15 protein-coding genes are annotated in these 17,456 nt (G+C 59.4%); 7 read left to right on the top strand and 8 right to left on the bottom strand.

Annotation, left to right across the window (positions count from 1 at the left end; translation table 11 throughout):
* Position 1: 1 nt before the first annotated feature.
* A complete protein-coding gene (locus tag HX815_RS15290; protein WP_003217995.1) occupies positions 2-2,452 on the bottom strand; it encodes a glycogen/starch/alpha-glucan phosphorylase in 2,451 nt (816 codons plus the stop codon).
* 235 nt (positions 2,453-2,687) lie between these two features.
* Between HX815_RS15290 and HX815_RS15285 the strand changes: the two genes are divergently transcribed.
* A complete protein-coding gene (locus HX815_RS15285; protein ID WP_003217996.1) occupies positions 2,688-3,122 on the top strand; it encodes a YkgJ family cysteine cluster protein in 435 nt (144 codons plus the stop codon).
* Positions 3,123-3,326: 204 nt separating this feature from the next.
* Here the strand turns inward: HX815_RS15285 and typA are convergent, their stop codons facing one another.
* Both typA and thiI read right to left on the bottom strand, forming a co-directional pair.
* On the bottom strand, positions 3,327-5,147 hold the full coding sequence (gene typA / locus HX815_RS15280) for a translational GTPase TypA (protein ID WP_003217997.1): 1,821 nt from the start codon (positions 5,145-5,147) through the stop codon (positions 3,327-3,329).
* Positions 5,148-5,286: 139 nt separating this feature from the next.
* Positions 5,287-6,741, bottom strand: coding sequence for a tRNA uracil 4-sulfurtransferase ThiI (thiI, locus tag HX815_RS15275; RefSeq protein WP_177028521.1), 1,455 nt, complete (start codon positions 6,739-6,741; stop codon positions 5,287-5,289).
* 333 nt (positions 6,742-7,074) lie between these two features.
* On the opposite strand from thiI, the gene glnA reads away from it, so the two are divergent.
* The 4 genes from glnA to ntrC all read left to right on the top strand — a co-directional run bounded on the left by glnA (position 7,075) and on the right by ntrC (position 12,118).
* Complete coding sequence (gene glnA, locus HX815_RS15270; RefSeq protein WP_003217999.1) at positions 7,075-8,481, top strand: glutamate--ammonia ligase; 1,407 nt, start codon at positions 7,075-7,077, stop codon at positions 8,479-8,481.
* 189 nt (positions 8,482-8,670) lie between these two features.
* Positions 8,671-9,207 (top strand): chorismate mutase, encoded by a 537-nt coding sequence (locus HX815_RS15265; protein ID WP_177028520.1) that lies wholly within the window; start codon positions 8,671-8,673, stop codon positions 9,205-9,207.
* 392 nt (positions 9,208-9,599) lie between these two features.
* On the top strand, positions 9,600-10,685 hold the full coding sequence (gene glnL / locus HX815_RS15260; RefSeq protein ID WP_003218001.1) for a nitrogen regulation protein NR(II): 1,086 nt from the start codon (positions 9,600-9,602) through the stop codon (positions 10,683-10,685).
* Positions 10,682-12,118, top strand: coding sequence for a nitrogen regulation protein NR(I) (gene ntrC, locus HX815_RS15255; RefSeq protein WP_003218003.1), 1,437 nt, complete (start codon positions 10,682-10,684; stop codon positions 12,116-12,118). The genes glnL and ntrC overlap by 4 nt, the downstream gene beginning before the upstream one ends.
* 624 nt (positions 12,119-12,742) lie before the next feature.
* On the opposite strand, the gene HX815_RS15250 is transcribed toward ntrC, so the two are convergent.
* A complete protein-coding gene (locus HX815_RS15250) occupies positions 12,743-13,183 on the bottom strand; it encodes a hypothetical protein (protein ID WP_003218005.1) in 441 nt (146 codons plus the stop codon).
* Here HX815_RS15250 and HX815_RS15245 point away from each other — a divergent pair.
* The gene (locus HX815_RS15245) at positions 13,182-13,637 is read left to right on the top strand and encodes a tRNA (cytidine(34)-2'-O)-methyltransferase (protein ID WP_003218007.1); all 456 of its coding nucleotides are present in this window, start codon (positions 13,182-13,184) and stop codon (positions 13,635-13,637) included. The genes HX815_RS15250 and HX815_RS15245 overlap by 2 nt on opposite strands.
* 132 nt (positions 13,638-13,769) lie before the next feature.
* Here HX815_RS15245 and secB read toward each other — a convergent pair whose 3' ends face one another.
* From secB to HX815_RS15230, 3 genes are read right to left on the bottom strand one after another with little or no spacing between them, the layout of a single operon-like run.
* Positions 13,770-14,255, bottom strand: a complete 486-nt coding sequence (secB, locus tag HX815_RS15240; protein ID WP_003218009.1) for a protein-export chaperone SecB — start codon at positions 14,253-14,255, stop codon at positions 13,770-13,772.
* 42 nt (positions 14,256-14,297) lie between these two features.
* Positions 14,298-14,552 carry a glutaredoxin 3 gene (grxC, locus tag HX815_RS15235; RefSeq protein WP_177028519.1) on the bottom strand — a complete coding sequence of 85 codons (255 nt, stop codon included), beginning with the start codon at positions 14,550-14,552 and terminating at the stop codon, positions 14,298-14,300.
* A gap of 1 nt (position 14,553) precedes the next feature.
* Positions 14,554-14,967 carry a rhodanese-like domain-containing protein gene (locus HX815_RS15230; protein ID WP_003218014.1) on the bottom strand — a complete coding sequence of 138 codons (414 nt, stop codon included), beginning with the start codon at positions 14,965-14,967 and terminating at the stop codon, positions 14,554-14,556.
* 151 nt (positions 14,968-15,118) lie between these two features.
* On the opposite strand from HX815_RS15230, the gene gpmI reads away from it, so the two are divergent.
* On the top strand, positions 15,119-16,645 hold the full coding sequence (gene gpmI / locus HX815_RS15225) for a 2,3-bisphosphoglycerate-independent phosphoglycerate mutase (RefSeq protein ID WP_087693337.1): 1,527 nt from the start codon (positions 15,119-15,121) through the stop codon (positions 16,643-16,645).
* 217 nt (positions 16,646-16,862) lie between these two features.
* On the opposite strand, the gene HX815_RS15220 is transcribed toward gpmI, so the two are convergent.
* Positions 16,863-17,294, bottom strand: a complete 432-nt coding sequence (locus HX815_RS15220) for a PBECR2 nuclease fold domain-containing protein (RefSeq protein ID WP_256351109.1) — start codon at positions 17,292-17,294, stop codon at positions 16,863-16,865.
* Between the last annotated feature and the right edge of the window lie 162 nt (positions 17,295-17,456).

Here is a 17,456-nt window from a genome sequence, read left to right as displayed (position 1 = left end):
TCTAATCCAACGCTTTCCAGATTTCCGTCGCGTATTCGCGGATGGTCCGGTCCGACGAGAACCAGCCCATGCGCGCGGTATTGAGCACCGCCGAACGCCACCATTCCTTGGAGTCGTGCCAATGGGCCTCGACCCGCGCCTGGGCATCCCAGTAGGAATCGAAGTCGGCACAGACCAGGAAGCGGTCGTAGTCGATCAGCGAATCCACCAACCCGGCATAACGGCCCGGATCATCCGGTGAGAACACCCCGCCACGAATCGCTTGCAGCACATCATTCAAGCGATGGGACGCGGCGATCTCTGGCCCGGCGTTGAATTCGCCCGCGTGTTTGCGCGCTTCCACCTGCTGGGCGCTGAGGCCGAAGATGAACATGTGGTCGGCACCCACGCGCTCGTGCATCTCGACGTTGGCGCCGTCCATGGTGCCGATGGTCAGCGCGCCGTTGAGGCCGAATTTCATGTTGCTGGTGCCCGAGGCTTCAAAGCCGGCGGTGGAAATCTGCTCCGACAAGTCGGCCGCCGGAATGATGCTTTCCGCCAGGCTCACGTTGTAGTTGGGCAGGAATACCACCTTGAGCAACCCGCGCACGGTAGGGTCGTTGTTGACGGTACGGGCGATGTCGTTGGTCAGCTTGATGATCAGCTTGGCCTGGTGATAGCTGGCCGCGGCCTTGCCGGCGAAGATCTTCACCCGCGGCACCCAGTCGGTGCCCGGCTCGGCCCGGATCGCCTGGTACAGCGCGACGGTGTGCATCAGGTTCAGCAGCTGGCGCTTGTACTCGTGGATCCGCTTGACCTGCACATCGAACATCGCCGCCGGGTTGACCGAAATCCCCAGGCGCTCGTGAATGATGTCGGCCAGTGCCCGCTTACTGTGCAGGCGCTGTTCGGCGAAGGCCTTGCGAAAGGCTTGCTTCTCGGCAAACGGTTCCAGGTCTGCCAGGCGCTGTTCGGGGTTATCCAGCACGTCCGGGCCCAGTGCCTCCACCAGCATCGCCGTGAGCTTGGGGTTGGCCTGGTACAGCCAGCGGCGGAAGGTAATGCCGTTGGTTTTGTTGTTGATGCGGTCCGGGTAGAGCTTGTGCAGTTCGGAGAACACCGTGCTGCGCATCAGTTGAGTGTGCAGGCCGGATACGCCGTTGACACTGTGGGAGCCGAGGAACGCCAGGTTGCCCATGCGTACGCGGCGACCGTTGTCTTCTTCGATCAGCGAGACGGCACGCAGCACGTCGAAGTCATGGATGCCCTTGGCCCGCAGCGAGTCGATATGCTGGGCGTTGATCAGGTAGATGATCTGCATGTGCCGCGGCAGCATGCGCTCCATCAGGCCGACCGGCCAGGTTTCCAACGCCTCGGGGAGCAAGGTGTGGTTGGTGTACGAAAGGGTTTCGACGGTGACGTCCCAGGCGGCATCCCACGGGATGTCGTGCAGGTCCACCAACTGACGCATCAACTCGGCCACCGCGATCGACGGGTGAGTGTCGTTGAGCTGGATGGCCGCGTGCTCGCCCAGGCTCAATACCGAGCCGTGCATGTTCTTGTGGCGACGCAGCAGATCCTGCAACGAGGCGGAGACGAAGAAGTACTCCTGGCGCAGGCGCAGCTCCTGCCCTGCTTCGGTGCTGTCGGCCGGGTAAAGCACTCGGGAGATGCTTTCGGCGCGGGCCACCTCGGCGACGGCGCCCAGGTGGTCACCGGCGTTGAAGCGCTCCAGGTGCAGGTCTTCGACGGCCCGGGCGCGCCACAGGCGCAAGGTGTTGACGCTTGCGCCGCGCCAGCCGACGACCGGGGTGTCATACGCCACCGCGCGTACGGTTTCATTCGGCGACCAGACCTGGATCGACTTGCCGGACGCGTCCAGCACGGTTTCCACACCACCGCCAAAGCCGATCGGGTAGATCACTTCGGCGCGCTCGAACTCCCAGGGGTTGCCGAAATCCAGCCAGCGTTCGGTTTGCTCCTGCTGCCAGCCATCGACAATCGCCTGGCGAAACAGCCCGTGCTCATACCGAATGCCATAGCCATGGCCGGCAATACCCAGGGTCGACATGCTTTCCATGAAGCAGGCCGCCAGGCGGCCAAGGCCACCGTTGCCCAGGGCCGCGTCGGGCTCCAGCAGGCGAATGCGCTCCATGTCCACACCCAACTCGCTCATGGCCTCACGGGCCACGTCCAGCAAGCCAAGGTTGCTCAGGCTGTCGTAGAGCAGACGGCCGATCAGGAATTCCAGCGAGAGGTAATAGACCCGCTTCTGTCCCTTGCGGTAGATGTGCCGCGTGTGGTCCATCCAGTGGTCGACCATGTGGTCGCGGGCGGCCAGTGCGATGGCTTCGAACCAATCGTGGTCGAAGGCGTGGTCGGGGTCCTTGCCCACCGCATAGGTAAGTTTGGTCAAGACGGCATCGCGAAATGCGGCTACCTCTGCTTCTCGTACAAGCGGTTCCTGAGACATCGATGCGACCTCGGGCGAGATAGAAGGAGTTGCTAGAGCCTAGACGGTCTGACAGACGGTAGACGCTCTGGTTCGGCAGTTTTTTAACTCATTCACCTTTGCGGGAATTTGATGCAGGGGCCGTGCCCGTTTGTGGCCCGGCACAGCCTTCGAGCTGAAAGCTGGAAGATATTGTTCAAAAAACCACCAGTTCCGGTATGATCCCGCGCCGGATAACACCCCTCTTGGAAACCTGATGAAGCCTCAACTGATCGCCGCCGCGGAACTCGACCGTCTCGAGACCTGGCAGAAATACTCAAGCCATATGTGTGGCGGCTGTGTGTCGAGCTGCTGCACCCTGCCGGTTGAGGTGAAGATCAAGGACCTGATCCGCATCGGCATCGTCGATGAGTTCGAGCGTGGCGACCCGCCGAAGAACATCGCCAAGCGCTTGCAGAAGGAAGGCATCGTCGAGCGCTTCAACGCCAAATCCGAGATCTTCACCCTGCAGCGCATGAGCAACAACGATTGCCTGTACCTGGATCGTAAGAGCCGCTTCTGCACTATTTATGACAAGCGCCCGGATACTTGCCGCAATCACCCGAAAATCGGGCCGCGCCCGGGGTATTGCGCGTACAAGCCGAAGGAAGTGGTGCGCGAGACCAGGTTCAAGACCCTCGACAAGTTCTGATCCAGATTTTTTATTGCTTGAACTACCGCTTTCGCGAGCAAGCCCGCTCCCACACTTGACCTCATTCATCCTGAAAAAACGCGGTCGAATGTGGGAGCGGGCTTGCTCGCGAAGGGGCCCGCACAGTCACTACAGATATTGCAGGCATAAAAAAACGCCCCCGGCCTTTCGACCGGGGGCGTTTTTCATTCAGCCTGAGTTAACTCAGTTCTTGGCTTTCTTGGCAGCGCGGGTACGCTCGCCTTCGTCCAGGATCTTCTTACGCAGGCGGATCGACTTAGGCGTAACTTCGCACAGCTCGTCGTCCTGGATGAATTCCAGAGCCTGTTCCAGGGTGAAGCGAACAGGTGGAACCAGAGCGATGGTTTCGTCTTTACCCGAAGCACGCATGTTGTCGAGCTTCTTGCCTTTGGTTGGGTTGACGCCCATGTCGTTGTCACGGCTGTTCAGGCCAACGATCTGACCGTTGTAGATCTCTTGACCGTGCTCAACGAACAGCTTGCCACGCGCCTGGAGGGTTTCCAGGGAGTAGGTCAGCGCCTTGCCGGTTTCTACCGATACCAGAACACCGTTCTGACGACCGGACATGTCGCCGGACTTCATGGTGTCGTAGCGATCGAAGATCGAGGTCAGGATGCCAGCACCGTTGGTCAGGGTCAGGAACTGGTTACGGAAACCGATCAGACCACGAGCAGGGATGTTGTATTCCAGACGCACACGGCCTTTGCCATCCGGCACCATGTTGGTCAGGTCGCCCTTACGCAGGCCCATCTCTTCCATGACCTTGCCCTGGGATTCTTCAGGGGTGTCGATGGTGACGTTTTCAAACGGTTCCTGCTTCACGCCGTCAACCTGACGGATGATCACTTCAGGACGACCAACGCCCATTTCGAAGCCTTCGCGACGCATGGTTTCGATCAGTACCGAGAGGTGCAGCTCACCACGGCCGGAAACCTTGAACTTGTCAGCCGAGTCGCCTTCTTCAACGCGCAGAGCAACGTTGTACAGCAGCTCTTTGTCCAGACGTTCCTTGATGTTACGGGAAGTCACGAACTTGCCTTCTTTACCGCAGAAAGGCGAGTCGTTTACCTGGAAGGTCATGGAAACGGTTGGCTCGTCAACGGTCAGAGGCTTCATCGCCTCGACGTTGTCCGGCTGGCACAGGGTGTCGGAGATGAACAGCGAGTCCATACCGCTCACACACACGATGTCACCGGCAAACGCTTCTTCAACGTCGATGCGGTGCAGGCCGTGGTGACCCATCAGCTTCAGGATACGACCGTTGCGCTTCTTGCCGTCGGCGCCGATGGCGACCACCGGAGTGTTCGGCTTGACGCTACCACGAGCGATACGGCCAACACCGATAACACCCAGGAAGCTGTTGTAGTCCAGTGCCGAGATTTGCATCTGGAACGGGCCTTCACGGTCAACTTTCGGAGCCGGTACGTTGTCGACGATCGACTGGTACAGCGGGGTCATGTCTTCAGCCATGTCGGTGTGTTCCAGACCGGCAATGCCGTTCAGGGCCGAGGCGTAGACGACTTTGAAGTCCAGCTGTTCTTCGGTGGCACCCAGGTTGTCGAACAGGTCGAAGATCTGGTCCAGAACCCAGTCCGGACGCGCGCCTGGACGGTCAACCTTGTTGATGCACACGATCGGACGCAGGCCGGCTTCGAAAGCCTTCTTGGTCACGAAACGGGTTTGCGGCATAGGGCCGTCTTGAGCGTCAACCAGCAGCAGAACGGAGTCAACCATCGACATTACGCGTTCAACTTCGCCGCCGAAGTCGGCGTGGCCCGGGGTATCCACGATGTTGATGTGGTAGCCGTTCCAGTTGATGGCGGTGTTTTTCGCCAGAATGGTAATACCGCGCTCTTTCTCCTGGTCGTTGGAGTCCATCACGCGCTCGTCGTTGAGCTCGTTGCGCTCCAGGGTGCCGGATTGACGCAAGAGTTTGTCTACCAGGGTGGTCTTACCATGGTCAACGTGAGCAATGATGGCGATGTTGCGTAGATTTTCGATCACTTGTGTATCTCGATCAGAGGATTCGGTGTGCTGACAGGTCGTGGCAGCGATTAACAGTAGAGTCAGGCCTTGCCGTTACAGCTTGACGGCAGAGTCGGGGGGCCGGTGACGCAGGCCACAGGCAAACAGCCCCGGGCTCTTAGCTCGGTCGATAAACGCGCACATTGGCATGCCCCTCACTGAGCAAATGGTGGGCATGCAGGCGACTCATCACGCCTTTGTCGCAATACAACAGGTACTGACGGCTGTCATCCAGTTCCTTGAAACGCGCATTCAATGCATAGAACGGCAGCGTTTGTACGTCGATGCCAGCAATTTCCAGCGGCTCGTCTTCAGCGGCATCCGGGTGACGGATGTCGATGATGATCTGACCGGCCAGAGCCTCGCTGACTTCTTCGATCTGCAAATCCTGGCCCAATTCGTCGATAACCCGATCGATCGGCACCAGCTTGGCGTTCTCAAGCGCACGCTCGAGCACCGCCATATCGAACTGTTGTTCTTCGTACTCCACGCGGTTGCGTTTGGCGTGGGTCTTGGGGTTCACCGAGATGACCCCGCAATATTCCGGCATGTGCTTGGCGAAATCCGCCGTGCCGATCTGGGTCGCCAGGTCGATGATGTCTTGCTTGTGACTGGCGATCAGCGGGCGCAGTACCAGCTTCTCGGTCACAGAGTCGATCAACGACAGGTTCGGCAGGGTCTGGCTGGACACCTGGGAAATCGCTTCACCGGTGACCAGTGCGTCGATTTCCAGCCGATCCGCGATTCGGGACGCAGCGCGTAACATCATACGCTTCAATACTACGCCCATATGACTGTTATCGACTTTCCCGAGAATTTCTCCCAGGACTTCCTCGAACGGTACGCTGACAAACAGCACCCGTTGCGAGCTGCCGTACTTCTTCCAGATGTAATGCGCGACTTCCATCACGCCCAATTCGTGTGCACGCCCGCCCAGCTTGAAGAAGCAGAAGTGGCTCATCAGCCCGCGGCGCATGATCTGGTAGGCCGCGACAGTGGAATCGAAACCGCCGGACATCAATACCAGGGTCTGTTCCAGGGCACCCAGCGGGTAGCCGCCGATGCTGTCGTGCTGGCTGTGGATCACAAACAACCGTTGGTCGCGAATTTCCATCCGCACTTCAATTTGCGGCTCTTTCAGGGAAATTCCGGCAGCGCCGCACTCGCGACGCAGCTTGCTGCCCACATATTTCTCGACATCCATGGAGCTGAACGGGTGCTTGCCGGCGCGTTTGCAACGCACTGAAAACACCTTGCCTGCCAGCACATCGCCGTAGTGCTGCTTGCACTTTTCGGTGATGTCGTCGAAGTCGCCCAGCGGGTACTCGTCGACCTGCAGGAAATGCGCGATGCCCGGCACGCAGCTCAGGCGCTCGGTCATGTCCTTCAGGGCCTTGGGGTCTGTGAGGCGGGTTTCCAGCTCGAGATTGTCCCACACACCATTCACCACCACAGCCGGGTCCAGATCGCGGAGCACGGCACGGATGTTCTTGGCCAATTGACGGATGAAACGCATCCGTACCGGTCGGCTCTTGATGGTGATCTCGGGGAAGACTTTAACGATTAATTTCATGAAAACAGCGCGCGCAGGCCCAGCCGAAAAAGGGGGGCGCGGATTATAGCGGAAATCGCTCAAGGTTTAACCAGTTAATATGCAACTGACCTTTCGCGCACCAAAACGGGTCATAAACCAAAATAAGCGCTACATTGCGGTGCGCAATTTCTTCCGTTTCAGCGGATTGCACCTTTATAGGGGCGTTTTTGTGGCAAAAAACCCATGTCGGGGCACTGGCATGCAATTTGCTCTCTTGTGAGGCAGGTTGCCTTGGTCGAGTATTCGCGCCGGCATCACCCACATTCTAAGGGCTACTCCACTACCCCAGCCCGAAGCCACCCGGAGGACACTATGTCGAAGTCGGTTCAACTCATCAAAGATCATGACGTCAAATGGATTGATCTGCGCTTCACGGACACCAAAGGCACTCAGCACCACGTGACCATGCCGGCTCGCGACGCGCTGGATGACGCCTTCTTCGAAGAAGGCAAAATGTTCGACGGCTCCTCCATTGCCGGCTGGAAAGGCATCGAAGCTTCCGACATGATCCTGATGCCGGACGACAGCACTGCCGTACTCGACCCGTTCACCGAAGACCCAACCTTGATTATCGTCTGCGACGTGATCGAGCCTTCGACCATGCAGGGCTACGACCGTGACCCACGTGCGATCGCCAAGCGTGCCGAGGAATACCTGAAGTCGACCGGTATCGGCGACACCGTATTCGTAGGTCCAGAACCAGAATTCTTCATCTTTGATTCGGTCAAGTTCAAGTCCGACATCTCTGGCTCCATGTTCAAGATCTTCTCCGAACAAGGTTCGTGGATGTCCGACCAGGACGTGGAAGGCGGCAACAAAGGCCACCGTCCAGGTATCAAAGGCGGCTACTTCCCGGTTCCTCCGTTCGACCACGACCACGAAATCCGTACCTCCATGTGCAACGCCATGGAAGAGATGGGCCTGGTCATCGAAGTTCACCACCACGAAGTGGCGACTGCCGGCCAGAACGAAATCGGCGTGAAGTTCAACACCCTGGTTGCCAAGGCTGACGAAGTTCAGACCCTGAAGTACTGCGTACACAACGTGGCTGATGCCTACGGCCGTACCGCTACCTTCATGCCTAAGCCTCTGTACGGCGATAACGGTTCGGGTATGCACGTTCACCTGTCCATCGCCAAAGAAGGCAAGAACACCTTCGCTGGCGAAGGTTATGCCGGCCTGTCCGACACTGCCCTGTACTTCATCGGCGGTATCATCAAGCACGGTAAGGCCCTGAACGGCTTCACCAACCCGTCGACCAACTCCTACAAGCGTCTGGTCCCAGGTTTCGAAGCTCCGGTAATGCTCGCCTACTCGGCTCGCAACCGTTCCGCTTCGATCCGTATTCCTTACGTGTCCAGCCCTCGCGCTCGCCGTATCGAAGCCCGTTTCCCGGATCCGGCAGCCAACCCGTACCTGGCCTTCGCTGCTCTGGTCATGGCCGGCCTGGACGGTATCCAGAACAAGATCCACCCTGGCGATGCCGCCGACAAAAACTTGTACGACCTGCCGCCTGAAGAGGCCAAAGAGATCCCACAAGTATGCGGCAGCCTGAAAGAAGCCCTGGAAGAGCTGGACAAGGGCCGTGCGTTCCTGACCAAAGGCGGCGTGTTCAGCGACGACTTTATCGATGCCTACATCGCCCTGAAAAGCGAAGAAGAAATCAAGGTCCGCACCTTCGTACACCCACTGGAATACGAGCTGTACTACAGCTGCTGATCCGGTAGCGCTGCGTAACGTGGCGTGATGAAAAAGGCCTCCTTCGGGAGGTCTTTTTTTTGCCCGCAAAACCCTGTGGGAGCGGGCTTGCCCGCGAAAAATTCAAAGGCGCCGCATTTCTTCAATATTTACGCGTTATCGTTAACGACCTTCGCGAGCAAGCTCGCCCCTACAGAAGAGGGATCTGCCTTGAAACTCAAAACTGGGTTCATCTTGCTGGCCATCAGCGCCAATGTATTCGCAGCACCACCCACCCTCGCCCCGCTGCTCGACAGCATTGCCGAACGCCTGGCGATTGCCGACCAGGTGGCCCTGAGCAAATGGGACAGCCACAAGCCCGTCGAAGACCGCCCACGGGAGCAGGACGTGATCGCCAGCGTCGTCGCCCAGGCGCCGAGCTACAAACTGGAACCGGCCCAGGCCGAGCAGTTTTTCTTGGCCCAGATCGAGGCGAACAAACTGGTGCAATACGCCCACTTGTCCGATTGGCAGCTGCAAGGCAAGGCGCCGAATGACCCACGCCCGGATCTGGTCGGCCAGATCCGCCCTAAACTGGACCTGCTGCAAAAACGCCTGCTGCAACAGCTGGCGGACTTCACCCCGGAGCGCACCAACCCGCAATGCCCGCAATGGCTGGCCCAGGCCAATCACGCACCTGCCAAAGACGCGCTGCACCAGCTGGCAATGATCCGCGCCACTGCCGAGCTGTGCCTCTATAAAATCTAAAATTGCGAACGCCATCAAAAATGTGGGAGCGGGCTTGCTCGCGAAGGCGGTGTGTCAGTTGATATATGCATGACTGACACGCCGCCTTCGCGAGCAAGCCCGCTCCCACAATTTAGATCCGACCCATTCAGCCAATCAGTCGCTGCCACCAGCTTCCTGAACAGACTTTTCAAAACCGCACTATATTGGTGCGATACGCTGCACCCTTCCCACTTACGCAACCCATTTTGGTTCGAAACTTCCCGTCCAAGCTGGCAGAACGCCACAGTTTCGCGCCTTAAGCCCCCATTTCAGGGCTTTAACGCTTCTTTTCGGAGCTTTGGTTTGGTTTTTGCATTTTCCTTGTATCAGCGTGTGCCTCAAGCCCGCGCCTTGCTCCAAAAGAGGTCCTAATGACCATCAGCGACGCACTGCACCGCCTGTTACTCGACAACCTGACCACCGCGACCATTCTGCTCAATGACGAACTGCGCCTTGAGTACATGAACCCGGCGGCGGAGATGCTGCTGGCCATCAGCGGGCAGCGCAGCCATGGGCAATTCATCAGTGAGCTGTTTACTGAGTCGGCCGAGGCCTTGAGCTCGTTGCGCCAGGCCGTGGAGCAGGCGCACCCGTTCACCAAGCGCGAAGCGATGCTCACCGCCCTCACCGGCCAGACCCTCACCGTCGACTACGCGGTTACACCAATCCTCAGCCACGGCGCCACCTTGTTGCTGCTGGAGGTGCATCCTCGCGATCGCCTGCTGCGCATCACCAAGGAAGAGGCGCAACTGTCCAAGCAGGAAACCAGCAAAATGCTGGTACGCGGCCTGGCCCATGAGATCAAGAACCCCCTGGGCGGGATTCGCGGTGCCGCACAGCTGCTGGCCCGCGAGCTGCCGGACGAAAACCTCAAGGACTACACCAACGTCATCATCGAGGAAGCCGACCGCCTGCGTAACCTGGTAGACCGCATGCTCGGCTCCAACAAGCTGCCGTCGCTGGCAATGACCAACGTGCACGAAGTGCTGGAGCGGGTTTGCCAGTTGGTGGAAGCCGAAAGCCAGGGCTGCATCACCTTGGTGCGCGACTACGACCCAAGCATTCCCGACGTATTGATCGACCGCGAGCAGATGATCCAGGCGGTGCTCAATATCGTGCGTAACGCCATGCAGGCCATCAGCAGCCAGAACGAGCTGCGCCTGGGCCGCATCAGCCTGCGCACCCGTGCCCTGCGCCAGTTCACCATTGGCCACGTGCGCCATCGCCTGGTGACCAAAGTCGAGATCATCGACAACGGCCCCGGCATCCCTGCAGAACTGCAGGAAACCATCTTTTTCCCAATGGTCAGCGGCCGCCCGGACGGTACCGGGCTCGGCTTGGCCATTACCCAGAACATCATCAGCCAGCACCAGGGTTTGATCGAATGTGAGAGCCATCCCGGTCACACCACCTTCTCGATCTTTCTGCCACTGGAACAAGGAGCCCCATCGACATGAGCCGTAGTGAAACTGTCTGGATCGTCGATGACGACCGTTCTATCCGCTGGGTCCTGGAGAAAGCCTTGCAACAGGAAGGCATGACCACCCAGAGCTTCGACAGCGCCGACGGGGTGATGAGCCGCCTGGCTCGCCAGCAGCCCGATGTGATCATCTCCGACATCCGCATGCCCGGCGCCAGCGGCCTGGACTTGCTGGCGCGGATTCGCGAGCAGCACCCGCGCCTGCCGGTGATCATCATGACCGCGCACTCGGACCTGGACAGCGCTGTCGCGTCCTATCAGGGCGGCGCCTTTGAATACCTGCCAAAACCGTTCGACGTGGACGAAGCGGTGGCGCTGGTAAAACGCGCCAACCAGCACGCCCAGGAACAGCAGAACCAGGAAGCCCCGCCGGCCCTGACCCGTACCCCGGAAATCATCGGCGAAGCGCCGGCGATGCAGGAAGTGTTTCGCGCCATCGGGCGCTTGAGCCACTCCAACATCACCGTGCTGATCAATGGCGAGTCGGGTACCGGTAAAGAGCTGGTGGCCCACGCCCTGCACCGTCACAGCCCACGGGCGGCGTCGCCGTTCATTGCGCTGAACATGGCGGCGATCCCGAAAGACTTGATGGAGTCGGAACTGTTCGGCCATGAAAAAGGCGCGTTCACCGGTGCGGCCAACCTGCGCCGTGGCCGTTTTGAACAGGCCGACGGCGGCACGCTGTTCCTCGATGAAATCGGCGACATGCCGGCCGACACCCAGACGCGCTTGCTGCGGGTCCTGGCCGACGGCGAGTTTTATCGGGTAGGCGGGCACACCCCGGTCAAGGTCGACGTACGTATCATCGCGGCGACGCACCAGAACCTGGAAACCCTGGTGCACGCCGGGAAATTCCGTGAAGACTTGTTCCACCGCCTGAACGTGATCCGCATCCACATCCCACGGATGTCGGACCGTCGCGAGGACATCCCGACCCTGGCCCGTCACTTCCTCAGCCGCGCCGCCCAGGAGCTGGCCGTCGAGCCGAAGCTGCTGAAAAGCGAGACCGAGGAATACCTGAAGAACCTGCCATGGCCGGGCAACGTGCGTCAGCTGGAGAACACCTGCCGCTGGATCACGGTGATGGCTTCGGGGCGCGAAGTGCATATCAGCGACCTGCCGCCTGAGCTGCTGAGCCTGCCGCAGGATTCGGCACCGGTGACCAACTGGGAGCAGGCGCTGCGCCAATGGGCCGACCAGGCCCTGGCACGTGGCCAGTCGAACCTGCTGGACAGCGCTGTGCCGGCTTTCGAGCGAATCATGATCGAAACCGCCCTCAAGCATACTGCTGGACGTCGTCGCGACGCCGCCGTGCTGCTGGGCTGGGGCCGCAATACGCTGACACGCAAGATCAAGGAGCTGGGGATGAAGGTTGACGGTGGGGATGATGATGAGGGCGATGAAGGCTGATTGATCCCTCAAGTACACCGAAGATCCAGTGTGGGAGCGGGCTCGCTCGCGAAGGCGATGGTTCAGTCAACATACGTATCGACTGACGCGCCGCCTTCGCGAGCAAGCCCGCTCCCACATTTGGATCTCCACAAGGTTTCAGCACTGTGCACCGCTTCAATGCACCACGAACCGGCATCGCGCACTTATCCAACGCCTGAAACCCATGCCTTGTTAAGAAAATATTAAAACCCAAAAAAGCCAAAGCCCCGTATTCCGGGGCTTTGCGCTTTCTGAAGAAATTTTTTGGCGCCACTTCGCAATTCTGGCACGCGCCCTGCAATAACCCTGTCACTACCCAGTTTCGGGGACCTTGGTACAGGCAGGCCGAGAATCCCCTCTTTAACACCCGGGGTGCTTGATGCGGATCGCGTCGCGCCCCACACCCGTTTCGGGAACCTCGGTACAGGCAGGCCGGGGATTCCCTCTTTAACACCGAAGCCTTTGGCTTCACCCCGTTTTGGGAGCCCTGGTACAGGCAGGCCGGGAACTCCCTTCTTTACACCCGGGGCTTATGAGGCAACGCGCCCATAGCCCCAGCCCGTTTTGGGAACCTTGGTACAGGCAGGCCGGGGATTCCCTCTTTTATTGCTCCTGGAGATGGATCTCCACCCGCCAGCGTCCATCGGCCTTCTCTCCCGACCACTCCCCGCGCAACGGCCGAGCCGCCACCAGGTTCAGCAGCAAGCCGCCATCGGTCTTGCGTACGCGCCAGTTCACATCCTTGTCATTGACCTTCAATTGGCCGCCCTGGGCCTTGCCAAGCGCGTCGAACAGCAGCGCCACGGTGCCGTCGATATGCTCGCCGTGCAGCTTGGGTTCGCTGTTGAACCACACCACCAGGCCATCGGCGGCGGGCTCTACCTGCTGCAGCTCAACCGGGTCTGGCGTGGTCAGCCGGCCGATCATCAGGCCCACCATCAAGCCGACAATCGCCAACGAGCCTAAAACCCGTGGCAATAGCTTCGGCCTGGGGTCTTCTTCAGGGGTAGAATGCAGCGCATCTTTGCCTTCGGAGCCGTGCATGTTTCACGTCATCCTTTTTCAACCAGAAATTCCGCCGAATACCGGCAACGTTATCAGGCTGTGCGCCAACAGTGGCTGCCACCTGCATTTGATCGAGCCCTTGGGTTTCGACATGGACGACAAGCGCCTGCGCCGCGCCGGGCTGGACTACCACGAGTACGCCACCCTGCAACGCCACGCCGACCTTGCCAGCTGCCTGGAAAGCCTGAACCACCCACGGTTGTTCGCGTTTACCACCAAGGGTTCGCGGCCGTTCCATGATGCCAGCTTTGCCGAAGGCGACGCCTTCCTGTTCGGCCCGGAAAGCCGCGGCCTGCCGGCAGACGTGCTGGACGCCCTGCCAGACGGCCACCGCCTGCGCCTGCCGATGCGCGAAGGCTGCCGCAGCCTGAACCTGTCCAATACCGTGGCCGTCGCGGTTTACGAAGGTTGGCGGCAACTGGGGTTCAAGTAACACTGCATAACGAATGTGGGAGCGGGCTTGCTCGCGAAAGCGGAGTGCCAGTCAACGAAGATATCGACTGAAGTACCGCTTTCGCGAGCAAGCCCGCTCCCACATTGGATCGGCGTCGTTGCTCAGAACAGCTTACTGAACCGTTGGCGAGCCTTCCTGTTGCATGCGCTGCAGCTCTTGCGCATACAGGGCATCGAAGTTCACCGGGGCCAGCATCAGCGCCGGGAACGAGCCACGGGTGACCAGGCTGTCCAGGGTCTCACGGGCATACGGGAACAGGATGTTCGGGCAGAACGCGCCCAGGGTGTGGCTCATGGACGCTTCGTCCAGGCCCTGGATCAGGAAGATACCGGCCTGTTGCACTTCAGCAATGAAGGCCACTTCTTCGCCGTTCTTGACGGTGACCGACAGGGTCAGCACGACCTCGTGGAAGTCACCTTCCAGTGCCTTCTGACGGGTGTTCAGGTCCAGCGCAACGCTCGGGGTCCATTCCTGACGGAAGATGGCCGGGCTTTTCGGCGCTTCGAACGACAAGTCACGTACGTAAATACGCTGCAGGGAAAATTGTGGGCCTTGAGCTTCTTCTGCTGCCGCTTCGGTGTTCTGTTGGTCAGTCATCGCAGATCCTTCGTGATCTTGGGGTCTTTTAGGGGTTAGGAGTCAGACGTGAAGCAGCGCATCCAGTTTACCGGCGCGCTCGAGTGCGAACAGGTCATCGCAACCACCGACATGCTTGTCACCGATCCAGATCTGCGGCACGGACGTGCGTCCCGCTTTCTTGGTCATCTCGGCGCGCACCTGGGGCTTGCCATCAACCTTGATCTCTTCGAAGGCAATGCCCTTTTTCACAAGCAGGGCCTTGGCCCGCATGCAATAAGGGCAATAATCGCTGGAATAAACGACAACCTGGCTCATATCACTTCACCAGCGGCAGGTTATCGCCACGCCAGCTGGAAATACCACCCGACAGTTTGGCGGCGTTGAAGCCGGTTTTCAGCATCTCGCGGGCGTGGGTGCCGGAGTGCTGGCCCTGGGCGTCGACCAGGATAATGGTCTTGGCCTTGTGCTTTTCCAGCTCGGCCAGGCGCGAAATCAGTTTGTCCTGGGGAATGTTCAGCGCGCCGACAATGTGACCGGCGGCGAAATCCTTGGCGGGACGAATGTCCACCACTACGGCCTCATCCTTGTTGACCAGGGCGGTCAGCTCGGACGTGCTGAGGCTGCGGCCACCGCGGCTCAATTCGTGAGCGATCAGCAGCGCCAGCAGTACGACGAACGCACCAGCGAGCAAATAGTGGGTAGTGGCAAATGCAATCAGGTGATCAACCATCAAGGAGGTTCCAGGGCGTTAAAATGGCGGTAAGTATACACAGCCGTCATGGTCGGCCAACCCCCGTAAAGCGGTGACGTGGTCGGAACTTCGCTTTAAACTGCCACTCCCTTTTCTATTCCCTTCATTCATTACCGCCGCGAGAGGATCTATGACTACTACGCCTAAACCTTTGGTCCTGATAATTCTCGATGGCTTCGGACACAGTGAAAGCCACCACGACAACGCCGTGTACTCGGCCAGCAAGCCAGTACTGGACCGTCTGAGCGCTACCGTTCCGAACGGCCTGATCTCGGGCTCGGGCATGGATGTTGGCCTGCCGGACGGCCAAATGGGCAACTCGGAAGTCGGCCATATGAATCTCGGTGCCGGACGAGTGGTCTATCAAGACTTCACCCGCGTGACCAAAGCGATCCGCGACGGTGAGTTTTTCGAGAACCCAAACATCTGCGCGGCAGTGGATAAAGCGGTCAAGGCCGGCAAGGCCGTGCACTTCATGGGCCTGCTGTCGGACGGCGGCGTCCACAGCCACCAGGACCACCTGATCGCCATGGCCGAACTGGCCTTCAAGCGCGGCGCCGAGAAGATCTACCTGCACGCGTTCCTCGACGGCCGCGACACCCCGCCGAAAAGTGCCCAGTCCTCCATCGAACTGCTGGATGAAACCTTCAAGACCCTCGGCAAAGGCCGCATCGCCAGTCTGGTTGGCCGCTACTTCGCCATGGACCGCGACAACCGCTGGGACCGCGTGGCACAGGCCTACAACCTGATCGTCGACGGCCAGGCCGAATTCAACGCCGCCACCGCCCAGGAAGGCCTGGAGGCCGCCTACGCCCGTGGCGAGAGTGACGAGTTCGTCAAGGCCACCACCATCGGCGAACCGGTCAAGGTCGAAGATGGCGACGCCGTGGTGTTCATGAACTTCCGCGCCGACCGTGCCCGCGAGCTGAGCCACGTATTCGTCGATGCCGGCTTCAAGGACTTCGAGCGCGCCCGCCAGCCGAAAGTCGAATTCGTGATGCTGACCCAATACGCCGCCAACATCCCGGCCCCGTCGGCATTCGCCCCGGGCAGCCTGGAAAACGTACTGGGGGATTACCTGGCGAAAAACGGCAAGACCCAACTGCGCATTGCCGAAACCGAGAAATACGCCCACGTGACCTTCTTCTTCTCCGGCGGTCGTGAAGAACCGTTCCCGGGTGAAGAACGCATCCTGATCCCGTCGCCGAAAGTCGCCACCTACGACCTGCAGCCGGAGATGAGTGCCCCGGAAGTCACGGACAAGATCGTCGACGCCATCGAACACCAGCGCTACGACGTGATCGTGGTCAACTACGCCAACGGTGACATGGTGGGCCACAGCGGCAACCTGGAAGCGGCGGTAAAAGCCGTGGAATGCCTGGACCTGTGCGTCGGCCGCATCGTCGACGCGCTGGACAAGGTGGGCGGCGAAGCGCTGATCACCGCCGACCACGGCAACTGCGAGCAAATGTCCGACGAATCCACCGGCCAGGCCCACACCGCCCACACCACCGAGCCGGTGCCATTCATCTACGTAGGCAAACGTGACTTTAAAGTACGTGATGGCGGCGTGCTGGCCGACGTGGCACCGACCATGTTGATGCTGATGGGGCTGGAGAAGCCGAAAGAGATGACTGGCACTTCGATTCTGGTCTGACACAGTTCAGGGGTTGCTCAAAACAGGCAGCCCGTCAATAATGGACTTGAGCGCGAAACCAGTTGCCTCCAGCGGCGATAACTGGCGTAGGAACCCCGCAGATGGCTGGATATCCGCGTAGGGTGAGACCTCCACACCCCTGCTTGAGGGTGTGTATATGAATATCAAGCAAGCACTACTTAGGGCAGTTCGAAAGAGCTGCCCTTTTCTTTGGGCGTCACAAAAGCTCGTAACGCTTGTAGAGCAACTCACCATGACGATACTTGTTCAAGGCCTTGGCGTCTGTCTGCATGAAGTTCCACAGCACATTGCCAGCCTGAATATTGACCACCACCAGCATCTGCCTCCTGGATTCATAAGCCCCAATGAATGCTAAACGGGCGGAGCAATCGCTATAAGCAACACGCCATATTTCCAGAGGCCCCGTCAATGTGTCCAAGGCGAACCTGACATAACGCTCTCTGGCGTCCTGCCGCTTTTCAACAATGTGCTGCAGACAGCTACGCCCGATCGCTATTTGCCCCAAAGGCGAGGCAACTTCCACTTCCGAACAGCTCGAATGGGCAATGCCAAAATGCATTGCGACTATATCGATGGCCGCTTCGACGTCATTGCCGGCGGCCACTTCCTCAAGTGGACGCGCTCGCAAGGCCCGATCCAGACTACGAAGATCGGGAAGCCCATAATCAAGCCACGTATGCTGGCCTTTTGACTCGTGAATACAAGGCATTACTGACTATGCCGACCGTCGGATTAACAGGGCCGAAGAGTCTATTCCGAGCGCAAATGCACCGTCAGGGTGGAGCATTTC

The sequence above is a fragment of the Pseudomonas sp. E6002 genome (genome assembly GCF_013385565.1).
Taxonomy (GTDB): Bacteria; Pseudomonadota; Gammaproteobacteria; order Pseudomonadales; family Pseudomonadaceae; genus Aquipseudomonas.
The sequence above is the reverse complement of the archived record's forward strand: the minus strand, read 5'-3'. Positions and strand labels throughout refer to the sequence as shown.